Origin of the sequence: Phenylobacterium hankyongense, assembly GCF_003254505.1 — a bacterium.
Lineage (GTDB): Bacteria > Pseudomonadota > Alphaproteobacteria > Caulobacterales > Caulobacteraceae > Phenylobacterium > Phenylobacterium hankyongense.
Genome location: NZ_QFYP01000001.1, coordinates 1,190,408 through 1,208,650, shown reverse-complemented (window position 1 = coordinate 1,208,650; position 18,243 = coordinate 1,190,408). Strand labels below are relative to the sequence as shown.

18 protein-coding genes, 1 tRNA gene and 1 pseudogene are annotated in these 18,243 nt (G+C 70.6%); 14 read left to right on the top strand and 6 right to left on the bottom strand.

Annotation, left to right across the window (positions count from 1 at the left end):
- Positions 1 to 7: 7 nt before the first annotated feature.
- On the bottom strand, positions 8 to 952 hold the full coding sequence (locus DJ021_RS05830) for a dienelactone hydrolase family protein (RefSeq protein WP_111456651.1): 945 nt from the start codon (positions 950 to 952) through the stop codon (positions 8 to 10).
- 116 nt (positions 953 to 1,068) lie between these two features.
- Here DJ021_RS05830 and DJ021_RS05825 point away from each other — a divergent pair, with 116 nt between their 5' ends.
- The 3 genes and pseudogenes from DJ021_RS05825 (at position 1,069) to dnaJ (ending at position 5,017) form a co-directional block, all read left to right on the top strand.
- Positions 1,069 to 1,551 (top strand): hypothetical protein, encoded by a 483-nt coding sequence (locus DJ021_RS05825; RefSeq protein ID WP_243625911.1) that lies wholly within the window; start codon positions 1,069 to 1,071, stop codon positions 1,549 to 1,551.
- Positions 1,552 to 1,758: 207 nt separating this feature from the next.
- Positions 1,759 to 3,684 (top strand): annotated as a pseudogene (gene dnaK / locus DJ021_RS05820) (molecular chaperone DnaK); the annotation flags it as partial.
- Positions 3,685 to 3,859: 175 nt separating this feature from the next.
- Positions 3,860 to 5,017 carry a molecular chaperone DnaJ gene (gene dnaJ / locus DJ021_RS05815; RefSeq protein WP_111456649.1) on the top strand — a complete coding sequence of 386 codons (1,158 nt, stop codon included), beginning with the start codon at positions 3,860 to 3,862 and terminating at the stop codon, positions 5,015 to 5,017.
- A gap of 10 nt (positions 5,018 to 5,027) precedes the next feature.
- On the opposite strand, the gene DJ021_RS05810 is transcribed toward dnaJ, so the two are convergent.
- On the bottom strand, positions 5,028 to 6,950 hold the full coding sequence (locus DJ021_RS05810) for an outer membrane protein assembly factor BamB family protein (protein WP_111456648.1): 1,923 nt from the start codon (positions 6,948 to 6,950) through the stop codon (positions 5,028 to 5,030).
- A gap of 167 nt (positions 6,951 to 7,117) precedes the next feature.
- Between DJ021_RS05810 and DJ021_RS05805 the strand changes: the two genes are divergently transcribed.
- Positions 7,118 to 7,194: transfer RNA gene (locus tag DJ021_RS05805), tRNA-Arg, on the top strand.
- A 65-nt stretch (positions 7,195 to 7,259) separates the two neighbouring features.
- On the opposite strand, the gene DJ021_RS05800 is transcribed toward DJ021_RS05805, so the two are convergent.
- Both DJ021_RS05800 and DJ021_RS05795 read right to left on the bottom strand, forming a co-directional pair.
- Positions 7,260 to 7,724 (bottom strand): helix-turn-helix domain-containing protein, encoded by a 465-nt coding sequence (locus tag DJ021_RS05800; protein WP_111456647.1) that lies wholly within the window; start codon positions 7,722 to 7,724, stop codon positions 7,260 to 7,262.
- A gap of 141 nt (positions 7,725 to 7,865) precedes the next feature.
- On the bottom strand, positions 7,866 to 8,273 hold the full coding sequence (locus DJ021_RS05795; RefSeq protein WP_133254951.1) for a VanZ family protein: 408 nt from the start codon (positions 8,271 to 8,273) through the stop codon (positions 7,866 to 7,868).
- 135 nt (positions 8,274 to 8,408) lie between these two features.
- On the opposite strand from DJ021_RS05795, the gene DJ021_RS05790 reads away from it, so the two are divergent.
- The 3 genes from DJ021_RS05790 to DJ021_RS05780 are packed head-to-tail and all read left to right on the top strand — an operon-like array spanning position 8,409 to position 10,161.
- Positions 8,409 to 9,068 (top strand): HAD-IA family hydrolase, encoded by a 660-nt coding sequence (locus DJ021_RS05790; protein WP_111456645.1) that lies wholly within the window; start codon positions 8,409 to 8,411, stop codon positions 9,066 to 9,068.
- Positions 9,065 to 9,373 (top strand): 4a-hydroxytetrahydrobiopterin dehydratase, encoded by a 309-nt coding sequence (locus DJ021_RS05785; RefSeq protein WP_111456644.1) that lies wholly within the window; start codon positions 9,065 to 9,067, stop codon positions 9,371 to 9,373. Before DJ021_RS05790 ends, DJ021_RS05785 begins: the two co-directional genes overlap by 4 nt.
- Positions 9,374 to 9,384: 11 nt before the next feature.
- On the top strand, positions 9,385 to 10,161 hold the full coding sequence (locus tag DJ021_RS05780) for an SDR family oxidoreductase (protein ID WP_111456643.1): 777 nt from the start codon (positions 9,385 to 9,387) through the stop codon (positions 10,159 to 10,161).
- 3 nt (positions 10,162 to 10,164) lie between these two features.
- On the opposite strand, the gene DJ021_RS05775 is transcribed toward DJ021_RS05780, so the two are convergent.
- Positions 10,165 to 10,569 (bottom strand): hypothetical protein, encoded by a 405-nt coding sequence (locus DJ021_RS05775; RefSeq protein ID WP_111456642.1) that lies wholly within the window; start codon positions 10,567 to 10,569, stop codon positions 10,165 to 10,167.
- 91 nt (positions 10,570 to 10,660) lie between these two features.
- On the opposite strand from DJ021_RS05775, the gene pseB reads away from it, so the two are divergent.
- Positions 10,661 to 11,710, top strand: a complete 1,050-nt coding sequence (gene pseB / locus DJ021_RS05770; RefSeq protein ID WP_111456641.1) for a UDP-N-acetylglucosamine 4,6-dehydratase (inverting) — start codon at positions 10,661 to 10,663, stop codon at positions 11,708 to 11,710.
- 2 nt (positions 11,711 to 11,712) lie between these two features.
- Positions 11,713 to 12,876, top strand: coding sequence for a UDP-4-amino-4,6-dideoxy-N-acetyl-beta-L-altrosamine transaminase (pseC, locus tag DJ021_RS05765; protein WP_111456640.1), 1,164 nt, complete (start codon positions 11,713 to 11,715; stop codon positions 12,874 to 12,876).
- On the opposite strand, the gene DJ021_RS05760 is transcribed toward pseC, so the two are convergent.
- Positions 12,873 to 14,585: a hypothetical protein gene (locus tag DJ021_RS05760; protein WP_111456639.1), complete on the bottom strand. Its 1,713-nt coding sequence runs from the start codon at positions 14,583 to 14,585 to the stop codon at positions 12,873 to 12,875. The genes pseC and DJ021_RS05760 overlap by 4 nt on opposite strands.
- A 143-nt stretch (positions 14,586 to 14,728) precedes the next feature.
- Here DJ021_RS05760 and DJ021_RS05755 point away from each other — a divergent pair, with 143 nt between their 5' ends.
- The 5 genes from DJ021_RS05755 to DJ021_RS05735 are packed head-to-tail and all read left to right on the top strand — an operon-like array spanning position 14,729 to position 18,182.
- On the top strand, positions 14,729 to 15,442 hold the full coding sequence (locus DJ021_RS05755) for a response regulator transcription factor (RefSeq protein WP_111456638.1): 714 nt from the start codon (positions 14,729 to 14,731) through the stop codon (positions 15,440 to 15,442).
- Positions 15,411 to 17,012, top strand: a complete 1,602-nt coding sequence (locus DJ021_RS05750) for a stimulus-sensing domain-containing protein (RefSeq protein WP_111456637.1) — start codon at positions 15,411 to 15,413, stop codon at positions 17,010 to 17,012. Before DJ021_RS05755 ends, DJ021_RS05750 begins: the two co-directional genes overlap by 32 nt.
- The gene (locus tag DJ021_RS05745) at positions 17,009 to 17,443 is read left to right on the top strand and encodes an HPr kinase/phosphorylase (protein WP_111456636.1); all 435 of its coding nucleotides are present in this window, start codon (positions 17,009 to 17,011) and stop codon (positions 17,441 to 17,443) included. Before DJ021_RS05750 ends, DJ021_RS05745 begins: the two co-directional genes overlap by 4 nt.
- A 59-nt stretch (positions 17,444 to 17,502) precedes the next feature.
- A complete protein-coding gene (locus DJ021_RS05740; RefSeq protein WP_111456635.1) occupies positions 17,503 to 17,907 on the top strand; it encodes a PTS sugar transporter subunit IIA in 405 nt (134 codons plus the stop codon).
- On the top strand, positions 17,904 to 18,182 hold the full coding sequence (locus DJ021_RS05735; protein ID WP_111456634.1) for an HPr family phosphocarrier protein: 279 nt from the start codon (positions 17,904 to 17,906) through the stop codon (positions 18,180 to 18,182). Before DJ021_RS05740 ends, DJ021_RS05735 begins: the two co-directional genes overlap by 4 nt.
- Positions 18,183 to 18,243 lie beyond the last annotated feature (61 nt).

Genomic DNA, 18,243 nt, shown 5'->3' with positions numbered 1-18,243 from the left:
GTCGCCGTCAGGCCTTCGCTTTTGCCTTGGCCTTGGTCGGGGCTTTGGTGGGGGCCTTCGACGGGGCGGTCGGGGCGACGCCGTGCGCGGCCAGGAAGGCCAGCATCTTCTTCCAGCCGTCCTGGCCGGCGGCGGCGTCGTAGCTCGGCCGGTAGTCGGCGAGGAAGCCGTGCTGGGCCTCGGGATAGACGATCAGCTCGCTGCCGGTCTTGCCGGCCGCCTTCAGCGCCGCGCGCATGGCCTCGACGTCGGCCTGCGAGATGCCCTGGTCCTTGCCGCCGTAGAGGCCGAGCACCGGGGCGTGCAGGTCCTTGACCAGCTGCAGCGGCGCCTGGGCGCCGGGGTCGAGCGGGTTCGGGGTCTTGGCGGGCGCCAGCGGGCCGTACCAGGCGACGCCGGCCTTGAAGTCGGGGTACCGCTCCGCCGCCAGCCAGGTCTTGGCGCCGCCCCAGCAGAAGCCGACGACCGCCATTCGCGCGGGGTCCACATAGGGCTGGGCCTTCAGGAACCTCAGCGCCGCGGTGGTGTCGCCGGCCACCTCCTTGTCGGTGGCCTGGGCGACGATCTTGCGGATCTCGTTGAAGTCGGTGAGCTTCGAGGGGTCGCCGTGGCGCACGAAGAAGTCGGGGGCGATCGCCACGTAGCCGGCCTTGGCCAGCCGGCGGCAGACGTCGCGGACCCATTCGTGGACGCCGAACACCTCGGAGTACACCAGGATGGCCGGGTGGCGCCCGGCGGCCGCCGGGCGGGCGACGTAGGCGGGGATCTTGCGGTCGGTCGCCTGCAGCTCGACCGTTGCGGTGACCAGGCCCTGCTCGTCGGTGTGGATCGGCTCGGCGTCGGCCGAGAAGGCCGCCACGGCATAGCCGCCGGCGAGCGCCAGGGCGATGCTGCGCCGCGACAGGTTGAGATCGCCGGCCCAGTTGCCGTCGGAACGGGTGAGAGTGACCAAGGGACGCCTCCGCGAAGGTCTCGGATCGAGGTCGCGATCCTGCGCCGGGCGGGTGGGCGGAGTCAAAGCCCCGCCGCTCGGAACCGGATGCCGCGGGCGGGCGTCATGAGGTGGAGATGCAGACCTTGGCCGCCGCCCGGATGAAACCGCTCGCGTTCCGCCGCCTCACCGCCGGCGAACGCGCGCTGGCGGCCGAGATGTTCGGCGCCGGCCTCGACGCCGCCAAGGTGCGGCTGCTGGCCCTGCCGGTCTGGAACCGCGCCTTTGTCACCGGTTCGCGGCTGCTGGTCTGGCCGGCCGCCCAGGCGCCGGAGGACTTCGCGACGGCGCCGCTGGGACTGCAGGCGGTGTTCGTGCACGAGCTCACCCACGTCTGGCAGGCGCAGAACGGGGTGGGACTGCTGTGGGCCAAGATCCGGGCCGGCGATTCCGCCGCCGCCTACGCCTACGACCTGACCGGCGGGGCCGACTTCGCCCGGCTCAATATCGAGCAGCAGGCGATGGTGGTGCAGCACGCCTTCCTGGCCGGGCGCGGCGCGCGCGCGCCGCATCCCGCCGAGCTTTATGCAAATGCCAGCCCCGCGTGGCGGCGAACCTGAGCCATGTCCTTGCCGCCATTAGGGACATTCGCTCTTGCAGGGCCCCCAACTTTCCCCATATCGGCTTGCGACGCTGGTTTCCCCGCGAGGAAGATTTCCCATAAGGAGGTCTCGTGGGCGGAAGCAGCGGAGACCTGATCGAACCGGGGACGTGGCAACCAAGGCGCTTCATCTGAAGGCTTCCCCGCAACGTCCGCCAACAAGGAGCGAGCAAGACTCTCTATGAGCAAGATTATCGGCATCGACCTCGGCACCACGAACTCGTGCGTCGCCATCATGGATGGCAAGGCGCCGAAGGTGATCGAGAACGCCGAAGGCGCGCGGACCACGCCCTCCGTCGTCGCCTTCCTGGAGGACGGCGAGCGCCTGGTGGGCCAGCCCGCCAAGCGGCAGGCGGTCACCAACCCGTCCAACACCCTCTTCGCGATCAAGCGGCTGATCGGCCGCAACTCCTCCGACCCGATGGTCGAGAAGGACAAGGGCATGGTGCCCTACGAGATCGTCAAGGGCCCGACCGGCGACGCCTGGGTGCGCGCCCAGGGCAAGGACTATTCCCCGCAGCAGGTCTCGGCCTTCATCCTGCAGAAGATGAAGGAAGCCGCCGAGCAGCACCTCGGCGAGAAGGTCGAGAAGGCGGTCATCACCGTCCCGGCCTACTTCAACGACGCCCAGCGCCAGGCCACCAAGGACGCCGGCAAAATCGCCGGCCTGGAAGTCCTGCGGATCATCAACGAGCCGACCGCCGCGGCGCTCGCCTACGGGCTCGAGAAGAACGACGGCAAGAAGATCGCGGTCTACGACCTGGGCGGCGGCACCTTCGACGTGTCGATCCTGGAGATCGGCGACGGCGTCTTCGAGGTGAAGTCCACCAACGGCGACACCTTCCTGGGCGGTGAGGACTTCGACCTGCGGATCGTCGACTACCTGGCCGACGAGTTCAAGAAGGAGACCTCGGTCGACCTTCGCAAGGACAAGCTGGCCCTGCAGCGCCTGAAGGAAGAGGCCGAAAAGGCCAAGAAGGAGCTCTCCTTCACCACCCAGTACGAGGTGAACCTGCCGTTCATCTCGATGAACGCCTCGGGCCCGCTGCACCTCAACATCAAGGTCTCCCGCGCCAAGCTGGAAGCCCTGGTCGAGGACCTGGTGGCCAAGACCGTCGGCCCCTGCGAGCAGGCGCTGAAGGACGCGGGCCTCAAGAAGTCCGACATCGACGAAGTGATCCTGGTCGGCGGCATGACCCGCATGCCCAAGGTCGTGGAGACGGTGAAGGCCTTCTTCGGCCGTGAGCCGCACACCGGCGTGAACCCGGACGAAGTCGTGGCGCTGGGCGCGGCCGTGCAGGCCGGCGTGCTGCAAGGCGACGTCAAGGACGTGCTGCTGCTCGACGTGACCCCGCTGACCCTGGGCATCGAGACGCTGGGCGGCGTGTTCACCCCGCTGATCGAGCGAAACACCACCATCCCGACCAAGCGCAGCCAGACCTTCTCGACCGCGGACGACAACCAGTCGGCCGTGACCATCCGGGTCTTCCAGGGCGAACGCCCGATGGCGCAGGACAACAAGATGCTCGGCCAGTTCGACCTGGTGGGCATCCCGCCGGCGCCGCGCGGCGTGCCGCAGGTCGAGGTCACCTTCGACATCGACGCCAACGGCATCGTCAACGTCTCGGCCCGCGACAAAGCCACCTCCAAGGAACAGTCGATCCGCATCCAGGCCAACGGCGGCCTCTCGGATTCGGACATCGACGCCATGGTCAAGGAAGCCGAGTCCAACAAGGCGGACGACGAGAAGCGCAAGGCCGGGGTCGAGGCCAAGAACCAGGCCGACTCGGTGCTGCACTCCTCGGAGAAGGCGCTGGCGGAGCATGGCGACAAGGTCGGCGAAGCCGAGCGGACCGCCATCCAGACGGCGATCGACGAGCTGAAGGGCGTGATCGAAAGCGGCGACGCCGAGGTCATCTCCAGCAAGACCCAGGCGCTGATCCAGGCCTCGATGAAGCTGGGCGAGGCGATGTACAACGCCCAGAACACCGCCGGTCAGGAGGGCGCCCAGCCGGCCTCCGAAGCCGGCTCGGACGACGTGGTCGACGCGGAGTTCGAGGAAGTGAACGGCGACGAGAAGAAGTCGGCGTGACAACGCGCCCCATGGCGGCCTTGAGCGTGTTCTGCGACAAGGCCGTCACTGGGGACGTCGCCGCCGCTTCTGCGCGATACGGGGCCCCCGCCCGCTCGGTCACAAGCCTTGCAGCCGGGCGGGGGTCTTCCCACCTCATTCACCAGCAACGTTATTTTGAGCGCCTGACAGTTTGATGCGGGACTATTACGAGATCCTGGGCGTCACGCGCGGCTGCGACGAAGCGGCGCTGAAGTCCGCTTTCCGCAAGCTCGCGATGGAGCACCACCCCGACCGCAACGGCGGGTGCGAGGATGCGAGCGGCCGCTTCAAGGAAATCAACGAGGCCTATTCGATCCTCTCCGACCCGCAGAAGCGCGCCGCCTACGACCGCTTCGGCCATGCCGGCGTCAACGGCAACGGCGGCGGCGGATCGGGCAACGGCCAGTTCCACGACGTCAACGACATCTTCAACGAGGTGTTCGGCGACGTCTTCGGCGACATGTTCGGCGGCGGCCGCCAGCGGGGCCACGGCGGTCCGGCCCGCGGCCAGGATCTGCGCTACGACATGGAGATCACCCTGGAGCAGGCCTACGCCGGCTCCGAGGTGGAGATCACCGTCCCCGCGGCGATGACCTGCCAGACCTGCGAGGGCTCGGGCGCCAAGCCCGGCACGAGCCCCACCACCTGCAACGCCTGCGGCGGCGCGGGCCGGGTGCGGGCGACGCAGGGCTTCTTCTCCATCGAACGGGCCTGCCCGCGCTGCGGCGGCTCCGGCCGGCTGATCCTCGACCCCTGCGGCAATTGCCATGGGGCCGGCCAGGTGCGGGTCGAGCGCACCCTGTCGGTCCGCATCCCGGCCGGCGTCGACGACGGCGCCCGCATCCGGCTGGCCGGCGAGGGCGACTCCGGGGCCCGCGGCGGTCCGCGCGGCGACCTCTACATCTTCCTGTCGGTGAGGCCGCACGAGCTGTTCGAGCGCGACGGCCTGGACCTGCTCTGCACCGTGCCGGTGCCCATGGGCGTCGCCGCGCTTGGCGGCGAGATCGAGGCTCCCTGCCTGATGGGCGGCGACAACTGCGACGGCGAGCGCAAGCAGACCGTCCGCGTGCCGGAAGGCGCCCAGACCGGCAAGACCGTGCGCCTGAAGGGCCGCGGCATGCCCTCGCTGCGCTCGCGCGAGCGCGGCGACCTGGTCGTCGAGCTGTTCGTGGAAACGCCCACCAAGCTCACCGCCCGCCAGAAGGAGCTGCTGCGCGAGTTCTGCGGCTCCTGCGGCGAGCAACAGCACCCGAAGTCCGCCAACTTCATCGGCAAGGCCAAGCGCTTCTGGGAAGACGTGACCGGCGTCTAGGCGCCGGCCGTCACCGCTTCGGCCGGAACGCCACCAGCACGTTGCCGGCCTGCTGGTTGAACTGGCCGTAGCCGGAATTCACGAACACCATGCCGTCGCCGGCGAACACCCCGGTGGCGTCGATCGAACCGCCCGCGCCCGGCAGGCCGTTGACCGGCTTGAACGGCTGGGCGGTGTCGTGGACGCCGAGCACCTTTCCGGTGGCGGCGTCGAAGATCCACAGCTTGCCGTCCAGCGAGCCGGCCAGCACCGCCCCGTCGATCACCAGCGGCGCGGCCGACAGCCCGTAGTGGAAGGCGCAGCCGGCGACCCGGGCGTCGCGGCCGCCGCCGCAGTCGGCCCCGGCCTTCCACTCCCAGGCGATCCTGCCGCTGGCCACGTCGATGGCGTGCAGGCCCGCGCCCGAGACCGCGTCCGGCACGCCCGGATCGCTGACCGGGGCGAAGACGCGCACCCCGTCGGTGGCGATGCCCCAGTGGACGCCGCCCAGCGCCGTGCCCGGCCCGAAGGTGCGCCGCCACAGGACCTTGCCGCTGCCGGCGTCCAGCGCCCAGACGTCGCCCGACTTCTGGCCGGCCAGCACCACGTCGCGGCCGCCCTGGCGGAACACCACCGGTCCGGCGCCGAAGTCGTGGTCGCGCAGCACGCTGGCGGAGTCATAGAAGAAGCAGTTCACGCCCGGCTTGCGGCCGCTGTCGCGCCCCGAGGGGCAGGACATGTTCCAGACGTCGTCCCTCAGCGCCTGGTGCGTCCAGCGCACCTTGCCGGTGGCGAGGTCCAGCGCCACCACCGAGTCGCTGGTCCCGGTGGCCGGCGGCGAGGTGTTCTCGCCGGTGCCGGTCAGCACCAGTCCGCGCCGGACGTCCACCGCCGGCGAGGACCAGATCGGCGCGCCGGAGGGCCCATAGACGTCGGTCCCGGCCGCGTTCTTGCGGCCCAGCGGCTGGGCGGCCGCCATGGTGTGGAAGGTCCACAGCACCTTGCCGGTGGCGGCGTCGAGGGCGGCCAGCGCCCCGTGCGCCTTGCAGCATTCGAAGGTCGGCCGCCCCGCTGCGGCCACGTCGGAGGCGGAGATCGGGACCAGGATGCGGCCGCCGACCAGCAGCGGCGAGCCGGTGAGCGGGGCGGTCTTGTCGTGGCGCGGATCGACCCGCCAGATCAGCTTGCCGTCCCGGGGGTCGATGGCCTGCAGCTGGCCGGCGTTGTCGCCGCCGATCAGCGCCAGCGGCCCCCTCGGCCCCAGCGGCCCGAACGCCAGGCTGGTGCGGATGCCGGCCGGGGTTTCAACCGCCCACTTCACGCAGCCGGTGCGGGTGTCGAGCGCCAGCAGGGTGTTGGCCTGGGTGGCGGCGTAGAACATCGTCGAGCCGACGATCACCGGCTGCGAGCGCAGGGCGGTGGTGCGCGGCAGGGCGAAGCTCCAGGCCACCTCCAGCCGGCCGAGGTCGGCGGTCTTCAGCCCGGCCTTGGCGGCGCTCAGCCGCCGGGTGTTCTCCGGGCCCGCGCCCCAGCCGGCCAGCGTCGCGGCGGGCTTCAGGTCCACCGTCCGCCGGCTGGCCGGGCACCGGTGGGACTCGATCCAGGCCGTGCCGGCCGGCGCGTCCGGCGCGGCCAGCCAGGCGACCACGTCGCGCAGGTCGCGCGGCGACAGGGCGGCGCCCTGGGCGCGCATGACGCCGCTGGTCAGGGCGGTGGTGAGGGTCGAGGCGCTCATCGTCTGCAGCGCGCGGAGCGCCGGGGCCCGGCTCTGCGGATCGGCGCCGGCGTGGCAGGCGGCGCAGTTGCGGTCGAAGACGTCCTTGCCGGGCGAGGGGAATTGCTCGGCCTCGCCGTGACCCTGCGCCAGGGCCGCTCCGCCGCCGAGCGCCGCGGCCAGCACCAGCGCGCCGGCCCCCGCGGCGGCCAGCGCCGCCGTGATCCTGCCCAATTCCATCTGCTTCCCCCAGACCTCGTCGGCCGCTTCGAGGCGGCTTCTGGGTCAAGCTTAACGATATGGGCCGAGGGCACAATTTGTTCGTGGAAATGCGCCGCGACGGGCCCGGCGGACGGATGGTTTGCGGCCGGCCGTCCTTTCGGCTAGACACGCCTTCCGCTGAAGACGCACCCGTAGCTCAGCTGGATAGAGCGTTGCCCTCCGAAGGCAAAGGTCACACGTTCGAATCGTGTCGGGTGCGCCAGCGAAATCAATGACTTAAGCGCGAAGCGGCAGCTCCCGCGGACGCGGGGCGTGGCAAGGCGGGTCTTACGACGCCTGCTCGGTGGGCGCCTCGCGGAGGGCGGCGACGGTCTTGTAGTAGCGCACGGCGAGAGTCTCGAGCTGGTCGCGGACGGGGGCCAGCTGCCTGTAGGCCTCCGCGGTGAAGTAGAGCTTGCCGTCCCTGCGCGCGAACCAGCCCATCTCGATCAGCTCGGCGACCTTGCGCCGGACCGTCTCCTTCGGGATCCCCAGCGACTCGGCGATCGAGCGTCCATTGGTGCCCAGGCCGGGGAAGACCGGCATCTCGCCGCTGAGCAACTGCTCGGGCGTTCTGGCCGCGAAGCCGCCGTGGCGGGTCGTCTGGATGGCGACGACCAGGACGACGAGGAAGGTGTCCACGTCGCCGCAGTACTGACGCGAGACGCTGAGGAGCTTCAGCAGCGGAGACAGGAGGTCGGTCGCGATGGCCGGATAGCGGCGCGCCACCAGATGCTTGAGCTCATGTTCCACGCCGGCGACGTAGCAGTTTTTGGCGCAGCCGCCGAATTTTAGCCGTCGGATGCGACAAGACGACACGACCGCCTCGCGCCGGAGGGCCTTCCTCCGGCGACGCCTAGCGCAACTGTGGAACAGCTGTCGCGCAACCGTCCGTCAAAGATCGGCCGCCGTCGATGGGGCCTCGCCGTCTCGCAGGGCGAGCCGGGCGACGCGCCGGCTGAACATCGACCAGGACAGCAGCGCCACGCCGACGCCCAGGCTGTCGGCCACCAGGTCGCGCCAGTCGCCGTCCCGGCCGAAGCCCATGGTGGCCTGCAGGATCTCCACGCCGGCGCCCAGGCCGATGGCGAACAGGGCGATGCGCAGCGGCCGCTTCGGCGACAGCGCCAGGCCGAGGGCCGTCAGCACCAGCCAGGCGATGGCGTGCTCGGCCTTGTCCCACAGGTGCTCCTTGGGCAGATCGCTGGTGGGGGCGAGGCAGAGGAACAGCAGCACCGCCACCGCCAGGGCGAACAGCGCCAGGCGGATCGGACGCGGCAGGGCGGCGGGATCGGGCCTCACGGCGCGGGGGCCACGGGCGCGGCGGTCGGGGAGCGGGCGGCCATCGCCCACTGATAGCAGATCGGCCGGCGTGCTTGCACGCGCTCGCCGCCCTAACTAGCGTCCGCCGCAGTCGGGAAGCGTGCGGAGCGGACGATGGCGGTCGAGGCGGTGATCTGGGACTTCGGCGGGGTGTTCACCTCCTCGCCCTTCGAGGCCTTCAACCGCTACGAGGCCGACAACGGCCTGCCGAAGGACCTGATCCGGCGGATCAACTCGGCCAACCCTCACGACAACGCCTGGGCGCTGTTCGAGCGCAACGAGATCGACGCCGCGCGCTTCGACCAGCTGTTCCTCGAGGAATCCACCGCGCTCGGCCACCCGCTGCCGGGCCGCGAGGTGCTGCCGCTGCTGTCGGGGGCCCTGCGGCCGCGGATGGTGGCGGCGCTGAAGGCCTGCAAGGCGCACTTCAAGGTCGGCTGCATCACCAACAACGTGGTCTCGATGCACAGCCCCGGCCAGGACGAGGGTCAGCGGGCGGCCGGCGCGATGGCCCAGGTGATGCCGCTGTTCGACGCCATCATCGAGAGCTCCAAGGCCGGCGTCCGCAAGCCCGACCCGCGGATCTACCTGATGATGTGCGAGCTGCTGGCGGTGAAGCCGCAGGCCTGCGTCTACCTCGACGACCTGGGGATCAACTGCAAGCCGGCCGCGCAGCTGGGCATGAGGGCGATCAAGGTCGCGGACGTCGACCAGACCCTGGCCGAGCTTTCGGCCGCCACCGGCCTGATCTTCGATGCGGAGGCCGCGGCGTGACCCGGCCGGCGAAGATCGGCGCCGCCGAGGCGCTGAAGGCCCTGCCCGGCTGGGGGGCCGTCGAGGGCGGGCGCGACGCCATCCACCGCAGCTACCGGTTCGCCGACTTCAACGCGGCCTTCGGCTTCATGACGCGGGTGGCGCTGATGGCCGACAAGCTCGACCACCATCCGGAGTGGTTCAACGTCTACAACCGCGTGGAGGTGACGCTGGCCACCCACGACGCCGACGGGGTGACCGAGCTGGACGTCAGGCTGGCGAAGTTCATGGACGAGGCGGCCAAAAGCCTCGCGGCGAAGGATTGAGGGAGAACGAGATGGCAGGGCGGGTCGCGGGCAAGAAGGCCTTCATCACCGGCGGGGCGCAGGGGCTGGGCGCGGCGATGGCGCGCAAGCTGGCGGCCGAGGGCGCCAAGGTCAGCGTCGCCGACGTCAACTTGGAGGGCGCCCAGGCGGTGGCCGCGGAGATCAACGCCGCCCACGGCGCGGGGACCGCCTTCGCCTTCCCCCTGGACGTCACCAAGGAGGACCAGTGGATCTTCGCGCTGGAGGAGGCCGACGAGGCCATGGGCGGGATCTCGGTGCTGGTGAACAACGCCGGCATCAGCCGCGGCGGCGACATCGAGAGCCTCAGCCTCGACGACTGGAAGCTGGTGATGAGCGTCAACGTGGACTCGGTCTTCCTCGGAACCAAGCACGCGCTCAAGTACATGCGCCAGCATCAGCCCGGCTCGATCGTCAACATCTCCTCGATCGCCGGCCTGATCGCCGCCCACAACTCGCCGTCCTACAACGCCTCCAAGGCCGCGGTCTGGCTGCTGTCCAAGGGCATCGCCCTGCACTGCGCCAAGCAGGGGCTGGATATCCGCTCCAACTCCATCCACCCGACCTTCATCGACACCCCGATCCTCGATCCCCTGCGCCAGCGGTTCGGCAAGGCCGAGGCGGAGGCCAAGCTCGGGCGGCAGGTGCCGCTCGGCCACATCGGCGAGCCCGAGGACATCGCCAACGCCTGCCTCTACCTGGCCTCGGACGAGAGCAAGTTCATGACCGGCGCCGAGCTGAAGCTCGACGGCGGCATCTCGGCGATGTGACGGCTAGTTGACCAGGATCGCGCCGACCAGGAAGCGGGCCCCGGGCCGGCCGAGGAGGGTGTCGGTCTGGTGCTGCATGGTGCGGGCCAGGAAGTCGGCGTTGGGCGGCGAGCCGGACGGCAGGCCGCCGGCGTAGATCTGCACCGTCTGGACGTAGGCCGCCCGCAGGCGCGGCAGCGAGGCCTCGGCCCGCGCCCGGAGGTTGCCGTCGGGCACGTCCAGGCCGCACTCCACGGTCATCACCCCGCGCCGGCCGCCGGCCTTGCTGGTGGTCCCGGTGAGGGTATCGAGGGGGATGAAGCTGGCCCCGCCGGCCTTCTTCTTCTTGCCGGGCTCCTCGGCGGCGCGGGCGACCGCCGGCAGGGCGGCGGAGAGGGCCAGAAGGGCCAGGAGGGAGCGGCGGCGCATGGCCAAGATGTGCCGTGGTTATGGTTAGCGCTCCCTTTACGCGCCGTCGGGGTAGAGTGCGCAGGCACGATTCGCTGACCCGGAGCGCCCCTTGGGCCGATTTGAGCCGACCCGCCTGGACCTCGACGGCAAGGTCATCTTCGTCACCGGCGGCACCGGCTCGTTCGGGCGCCGCTTCGTCGAAACGGTGCTGGAGCGTGCGACGCCCCGCAAGCTGATCGTCTTCTCGCGCGACGAGCTCAAGCAGAGCGAGATGCAGTTCGACCTGATGGAGCGCTTCGGGCCGGAGAAGCTCGCGCGCATGCGCTTCTTCCTCGGCGACGTGCGCGACCGTGAGCGGCTGACCCTGGCCATGCGCGGCGTCGACGTGGTGATCCACGCCGCGGCGCTGAAACAGGTGCCGGCCGCCGAGTACAACCCCTCGGAATGCATCCACACCAACGTGCTGGGCGCGGAGAACGTGGTCTGGGGCTGCCTGACCAACCGGGTGAAGCAGGTGGTGGCGCTGTCCACCGACAAGGCGTGCAACCCGATCAACCTCTACGGGGCGACCAAGCTCGCCTCCGACAAGACCTTCGTGGCGGCCAACAACCTGTCCGGCGACATCGGCACCCGCTTCGCCGTGGTCCGCTACGGCAATGTGGTCGGCTCCCGAGGGTCCGTGGCGCCGCTGTTCCAGCGGCTGATCGCCAACGGCGCGACCGAGCTGCCGATCACCGACCCGCGGATGACCCGCTTCTGGATCACCCTGAACCAGGGCGTGGACTTCGTGCTGTCGTCGCTCGGCGTGATGCGCGGCGGGGAGATCTTCGTCCCCAAGATCCCCTCGATGAAGATGACCGACCTGGCCGCCGCCATGGCTCCCAAGGCGGCGATCAAGGTGGTCGGCATCCGCCCCGGCGAGAAGCTGCACGAGATCATGATCTCCGCCGACGACGCCCGCAGCACCGTCGACCTCGGCGACCGCTACGCCATCGAGCCGGCGTTCGTGGAATACACCCGCGCGCCGCTGCCCGGCTCGCGCCTGGCGGAGGACTTCTCCTACGCCTCGAACACCAACGACGAGTGGCTGTCGACGGAGGGCCTGCTGGCGTTGCTGGGCGACGGCGCGCCGAACCGCCGGCGGCGGGCCGGCGACTGAGCATGGCCGAGCCGGTCCTTCCCTACGGCCGCCAGACCATCGAGGACGACGACATCGCCGCCGTCGTCGAGGCGCTGAAGGCGGACTTCCTGACCACCGGGCCCCGGGTCGAGGCCTTCGAGTTAGCCTTCGCGGAGAGGGTGGGGGCGCGCCACGCGGTGGCCTGCGCCAACGGCACGGCGGCCCTGCACCTGGCGATGCTGGCCCTCGACGTGCAGCCGGGCGAGGTGGTGATCGCGCCCTCGATCACCTTCCTGGCCACCGCCAACTGCGCCCGCTACGTCGGCGCCGAGGTGGTGTTCGCCGACGTCGATCCCGACAGCGGGTTGATGACGCCGCAGACGCTGGGCGAGGCGCTGGGCCGGGTCGGCGACCGCCGCTTGCGCGCCGTGCTGCCGGTGCACCTGCGCGGCGACGCGGCCGACCTGCCGGGGCTGGCGGCGCTGGCCGGCGAGGCGGGGGCGGTGCTGGTGGAAGACGCGCCGCACGCCCTCGGAACGACGATGCGTTTCGGCAATGTGGCGGAACGGGTCGGCGATGTGCGCCATTCGGCCATGGCCACCTTCTCCTTCCACCCGGTGAAGACCATCGCCACCGGCGAGGGCGGGATGGTGACCACCAACGACCCGGCCCTGGCCGAGCGCCTGCGGGCCCTGCGCAGCCACGGCATGGTGCGGCCGCAAGGGGCGGAGCCCTGGTGGTACGAGATGCCGGAGATCGGCTTCAACTACCGGCTGCCGGACGTGCTCTGCGCGCTCGGCCTGTCGCAGCTGGCCAAGCTCGACCGGTTCGCCGCGCGCCGCCGGGAGCTGGCGCGGGCCTATGGCCAGGCGCTGGCCCCGCTGGCGCCGGTGGTGCGGCCGGCGGCCTCGCCCGCCTGGAGCGAGCCCGTCCTGCACCTGATGTGCGTGCTGATCGACTTCCCGGCCGCCGGGCGCACGCGACGCGAGGTGGTGGAGCACCTGAGGGCGCGGGGCGTCGGCAGCCAGGTCCACTACATCCCCGTCCATCGCCAGCCCTACTACCGGGAGCGCTACGGCTCGCTCGACCTGCCGGGCGCCCAGGCCTGGTACGACCGCTGCCTGTCGCTGCCGCTCTATCCGGGGATGGCCGACGCGGACGTGACCAAGGTGGTGGCCGCGCTGGGCGAGGCGCTGGGTCTTTAGGCGGCGAGGCCCGCCTGCTGGATCAGTTCGCGCACGGCGCTCATCTGCTCGGGCGCCTTGGAGAGCTCGGCGCGGGTGTCGTCCTGGCGCACCAGCCGCAGCGCCTCGGCGCGGGCGCGGTCGGCGGCGGGGCCCAGCGGCGCGGCCTCGCCGCTCGCCAGCCGCAGCAACAGGGTCAGCCGGTGGATGGCCGGGGCGCTGGCCTTGGCCAGCTGGGCGGTGAGGCGGGCGTCCGCCTCGATCTGGCCGCCGAGCTCGCCGAGCTTGGTCTGGATCGGGATGAAGTCCTCCGGCACCAGGCCGCAGCGGGCGGCCGAGCGCTGCAGGCCGGCCAGCACGCTCAGCCGCATGGCCGCGGTGTCCTCGCCGTTGCGGAACTCCTTCTCGAACCGCAGGGCGCAGATCACCGCGTTCAGCCAGCGGCCGGCCTGGCGCTTGTTGGCGGCGCCGATGACGTTCTCGGTCATCCACACCAGGGCCTGGGCCTCTTCGATCGCCGACTTGTCGCGGCCGAGGTAGGCCTCCACGAAATCGCCGGTGACCAGCATCTTGGAGCGGGCGGAGAAGGCCGCCTGGACGTCCTCCAGGGGCAGCAGCTTGCCGGCCGCCGCGGTCAGCGACATGGCGAGGCCCCGCAGGATGTCGATCTCGCCGGCGGCGTCGCCGGGCCGCAGCCGCCGCGGGCCGTTCAGCTCGCGCAGGATGCGTTTGCCGAAGGCGGTGCGGACCTCGATGAAGTCCTCGGCCCCCAGCCACTTGGCCAGCCGCTGGGCGCTGGGCGACAGCTCCGGCATCACCTTGGCCACGGACGGCTCGATGCGGATCAGCATGGCCACCGCGTCGCAGGCGCAGAGCCGCGTCATGGCGGCGAGGTTGCCGCCCAGGTCCATGCCCTTGCCGAGGATGTCGTCGAGGCCGGGCTTGACGCCGAGGATCTCGGCCAGGGGCTGTTCCAGGGTGGAGATCGCCAGGCTGCGGGCCGGGCCTGAGGCCGGCGCGGCGTCGGCGAGGTCCAGCAGCCGCGAGACCTTCTCCGACCACTGCCTGGCCGGGGCGATCGACGCCGCGACCCCGGCCCCGAGCAGGTAGCCGCGGTCGGGGTCCTTCGCGAGCCGCTCGGCGGCGGCGGCGAAGCCTTCCTTGTCGATGTCCGGGAGCACGCCGCGCTTGGCGTCGCGCATCAGCCGGTCGACGGAGCGCTCCACCAGGCCGTTGAAGACGCGGATCAGCTCATGGACGGTGGAGCCGCGCGCCTGGGCCTCGGGCACGGCGATCTTCTGGATGGCGTGCTGAAGGTCGGTGCCCGAGGCCTCCAGCTGTTCGACCAGGTCGGGCCGGTGCAGCAGCTCGAACGGGGTGGCGTGCTGTCGCTCGAGCCAGGCTTCCAGCAACCGGCCGATCCGCTCGCGCGCATGAATGGTGTAGAGGTCCTGCGGCGTGACGCAGAGCGGCTCGGAATTCTCCTGGACCTTGGGTTTCTTGGCGGTGTCCGGCGCGCCGAGGCTGAGGATGGTGACGGTCTGGAATTCGCGGGTCTCTTCGTCCAGCGTTTCCTTTGTGACCTTGGCGGCGACCGCGCGGCCTTCCTTCATCAGGTCTTCGGCGGTAGTGACCGCAAGGGCGCGATCTTCGCTGGCCATCTCCAGCGTCCAGCCGGAACCTGGCTTTCTGCGGATGAAGACCTCGAAATGCACGCGCGCACTAACCATCTAAGCCCCCCGGGACGGGCAGACGTTTGCGCCAACAAGCTTAAGGGCGGGTTGACTGCACGGTTAATGCAACCGCGCCCCATTGAGGCCACTGTGCGGCCCGACTAGCTTCCCATGCGCTTCTAGGAGAGTTCGAACCCACGATGGCCAAGATCACCCTGGTGGACGACGACGAGAACATCGTCACGTCGGTCAGCCTCGCACTGGAAAGCCACGGCCACGCCGTGAAGGCCTACTATGACGGGGCGGCCGGCCTGGCCGCGCTGGAGAACGATCCGCCCGACATGGCGATCCTCGACGTGAAGATGCCGCGGATGGACGGCATGGAGGTGCTGCGCCGGCTGCGGCGGACTTCCGACCTGCCGGTGATCATCCTCACGTCGAAGGACGAGGAGATCGACGAGATCCTGGGCTTCAACCTGGGCGCCGACGACTACATCCACAAACCCTTCAGCCAGCGCCTGCTGATCGAGCGGGTGAAGGCGGTGCTGCGCCGCGCCGGCATCGACGGCGAGGAGCCGGCGCCGGGCCCGGCCGCCGCCGAGGGCGGGTCGCGCGCCATCAAGCGCGGCAAGCTGACCCTCGACCCGGCGCGCCACGACTGCCTGTGGGACGGCCGGCCGGTGAAGCTGACGGTGACGGAGTTCCTGCTCCTGCAGTCGCTGGCCCAGCGCCCGGGCTTCGTGAAGAGCCGCGATAACCTGATGGATGCGGCTTACGACGATCAGGTGTATGTCGACGACCGCACCATCGACAGCCACATCAAGCGCATGCGCAAGAAGTTCCGCGATGTGGACCCTGAGTTCGACGCGATCGAAACCCTGTATGGCGTCGGCTACCGATACCGCGAAACCTGAACGGGCCCGAAAGCCTGCGCGATTCAAATGGCTGCCGGGGACCCGCCTCGGCCGCCTGATCATCGCGCTCAACGTCCTGGGCCTGGCGATCCTGATCGGCGGGGCCTTGGTGCTGAACGAACTGCGGCGCGGGCTGGTGATGGCCCGCATCGACAGCCTGACCACCCAGGGCGAGTTGATGGCGACCATCATCGACCGGGCCGCCACCGTGGGCGAGCCGCAGCCGGCGATGGACCCCACCTACGCCAGTGAGGTGCTGCAGATCCTCTCCAACCCCAAGCGGCAGCGGGCCCGGCTGTTCGACGCCCACGGCCGGCTGATCGCCGACAGCGACTGGGTCGCCGACCGGGTGGAGTGGAAGGTGCTGCCCCCGGCCAAGCCGCGGGAGTCGCGTCGCGGCCTGGCGCTCGACCTGCAGCTGCCGAAGATGCCGCATCCGGGCGAGCGGGAGGCCCAGGCGGCGCTGAGCCGCGAGGTGGCCCAGGCGCTGCGCGGCGGCCACATCGCCGGCCTGCGGCGCGGCGACGAGGGCCAGCGGGTGGTGTCGGTGTCGATCCCGATCCAGCACGTCAAGGCGGTGCTGGGCGTGCTGACCCTGGAGGCCAGCGACGTGGACGAGATCATCGCCCGCGAGCGGGCGGCGCTGATCCCCTTCATCCTGATCGCCATCACCGTGAACCTGATCTCCAGCTTCATGCTCAACGGCCTGATCGCCCAGCCGGTGCTGCGCCTGGCGCGGGCCGCCGACCGGGTGCGGCTGGCGGGCGCGCGGGCGATCTCGCTGCCGGACCTCGCCGGCCGCGAGGACGAGCTCGGCGACCTGACCCGCAGCCTGGAGAACATGACCAAGTCGCTGTCGGAGCGGATGGACGCCATCGAGAGCTTCGCCGCCGACGTCGCCCACGAGATCCGCAACCCGCTGACCTCCCTGCGCTCGGCGGTGGAGACCCTGGACCTGGTCACCGAGCCTGCGGCCCGCGAGCGCCTGCTGGGCATCCTCAAGAACGACGTCCAGCGGCTGGACCGGCTGGTCACCGACATCTCCAACGCCTCGCGCCTGGACGCCGAGCTGTCGCGCGACCTGCCGAAGACCGTCGACCTGGAGCGGCTGATCACCGACATCGTCACCCTCTACCAGGCCACCGCCAAGCCGGGCGACGTGACGGTCCGTTTCGAGGCGCCGGGCGGGCTGGTGCCGGTCACCGTCCAGGGCCGCGAAGGCCCGCTCGGGCAGATCTTCCGCAACCTGATCGACAACGCCCGCTCGTTCAGCCCGCCGGCCGGCGAGGTGGTGATCCATCTGGTGCGGGCGCGCGGCCAGGCGATCGCCACCGTCGCCGACTCCGGGCCCGGCATTCCGCCGGAGAACCTGGAGACCGTCTTCCAGCGGTTCTACACCTCGCGACCGAAAGGCGCGGCGTTCGGCGGCAACTCCGGCCTGGGCCTCTCCATCGCCCGGCAGATCGCCGAGGCGCACCGCGGGAGCCTGCGCGCCGCCAACCGGATCACGGCCGACGGCGCAGTGGTGGGGGCGATGTTCATCCTGGCCCTGCCCGAGATCCAGCCTTGATCCTCCACGCCGGCCTGATCGCCGCCCGCCGCGACGGCGCTTGGCGCGGGGTGTTGATCGAGGGCCCGTCCGGGTCCGGCAAGAGCGACCTGGCGCTGCGGGCGTTCGAGGCGGGGTTCAGCCCGGTGGCAGACGACCGCACCCTGCTGTGGGTCTGCGACGGCCGTCTGTTCGGGCGTGCGCCGGACAGCCTGCGCGACCTGATCGAGGCCCGCGGCGTCGACATTCTGCGGCTCAACGCCTTGCCGCTGTCGGAAGTGGTGCTGGTGGCGCGGGCCGGGACGCCGGAACGGCTGCCGGAGCCGCAATTCGTCGAGCGGCTGGGGGTCCGCCTGCCGGTCCTGCAGCTTGACCTTAAGGAAGCCTCCGCGCCTGCGAAACTGGGTCGCGCGCTCGCCATCTTTGACGCCGGCTCCAACAGGCGTATTTAGCACGGCCGCGGACCGCTCTCTCGCCGCGTCGGGTGGGGATACCCCTTGGAAGAGTTGGCATGATCGGGCTCGTGATCGTCACGCACGGGCGACTGGCGGAGGAGTTCGTCTTCGCCATGGAGCACGTGGTCGGGCCGCAGACTGCGGTCGAGGCCATCTGCATCGGGCCCGAAGACGACATGGAACGGCGCCGCCAGGACATCCTGGAGGCGTGCGAGCGGGTGAACAGCGGCGCGGGCGTCATCCTGCTGACCGACATGTTCGGCGGCACGCCCTCGAACCTCGCCATCTCGGTGATGGAGCAGACCAAGGCCGAGGTGATCGCCGGGCTGAACCTGCCGATGCTGATCAAGCTGGCCAGCGTCCGCAATCGCCAGAGCCTGGACGAGGCGGTCGCCCACGCCCAGGAAGCCGGGCGCAAGTACATCTCCGTCGCCTCCTACGTGCTGGCCGGCGAGAAGTGAGCGGCAGCGCGGCCCGCACGGTCGAGATCGTCAACAAGCGCGGCCTGCACGCCCGCGCCTCGGCGAAGTTCGTCAAGATGGCCTCCGGCTTCGACGCCGAGGTGAAGGTCTCCAAGGACGGCCAGACGGTGGACGCCCGCTCGATCATGGGCCTGATGATGCTGGCCGCCGGCCCCGGCTGCTGCATCGACATCGAGGCCGAGGGCGACCAGGCCTACGAAGCCGTCGAGGCCCTCGCCCTGCTGGTCGCCGACCGCTTCGACGAAGAGGAATAGACCCGTTCCTCCCCTTCTGGGGGAGGTGGCCCGATGGGCCGGAGGGGGGTTGGCACGGACC

What these genes read in the sequence shown, in the direction of transcription:
- DJ021_RS05755 (WP_111456638.1), top strand. Translation starts at nt 14,729, where the DNA reads ATGGCCAAGATCACCCTGGTGGACGACGACGAGAACATCGTCACGTCG.
- DJ021_RS05740 (WP_111456635.1), top strand. Translation starts at nt 17,503, where the DNA reads ATGATCGGGCTCGTGATCGTCACGCACGGGCGACTGGCGGAGGAGTTC.
- DJ021_RS05750 (WP_111456637.1), top strand. Translation starts at nt 15,411, where the DNA reads ATGGCGTCGGCTACCGATACCGCGAAACCTGAACGGGCCCGAAAGCCT.
- DJ021_RS05810 (WP_111456648.1), bottom strand. Translation starts at nt 6,950, where the DNA reads ATGGAATTGGGCAGGATCACGGCGGCGCTGGCCGCCGCGGGGGCCGGC.
- dnaJ (WP_111456649.1), top strand. Translation starts at nt 3,860, where the DNA reads ATGCGGGACTATTACGAGATCCTGGGCGTCACGCGCGGCTGCGACGAA.
- DJ021_RS05775 (WP_111456642.1), bottom strand. Translation starts at nt 10,569, where the DNA reads ATGCGCCGCCGCTCCCTCCTGGCCCTTCTGGCCCTCTCCGCCGCCCTG.
- pseC (WP_111456640.1), top strand. Translation starts at nt 11,713, where the DNA reads ATGGCCGAGCCGGTCCTTCCCTACGGCCGCCAGACCATCGAGGACGAC.
- DJ021_RS05825 (WP_243625911.1), top strand. Translation starts at nt 1,069, where the DNA reads ATGCAGACCTTGGCCGCCGCCCGGATGAAACCGCTCGCGTTCCGCCGC.
- DJ021_RS05790 (WP_111456645.1), top strand. Translation starts at nt 8,409, where the DNA reads ATGGCGGTCGAGGCGGTGATCTGGGACTTCGGCGGGGTGTTCACCTCC.
- DJ021_RS05760 (WP_111456639.1), bottom strand. Translation starts at nt 14,585, where the DNA reads ATGGTTAGTGCGCGCGTGCATTTCGAGGTCTTCATCCGCAGAAAGCCA.
- DJ021_RS05780 (WP_111456643.1), top strand. Translation starts at nt 9,385, where the DNA reads ATGGCAGGGCGGGTCGCGGGCAAGAAGGCCTTCATCACCGGCGGGGCG.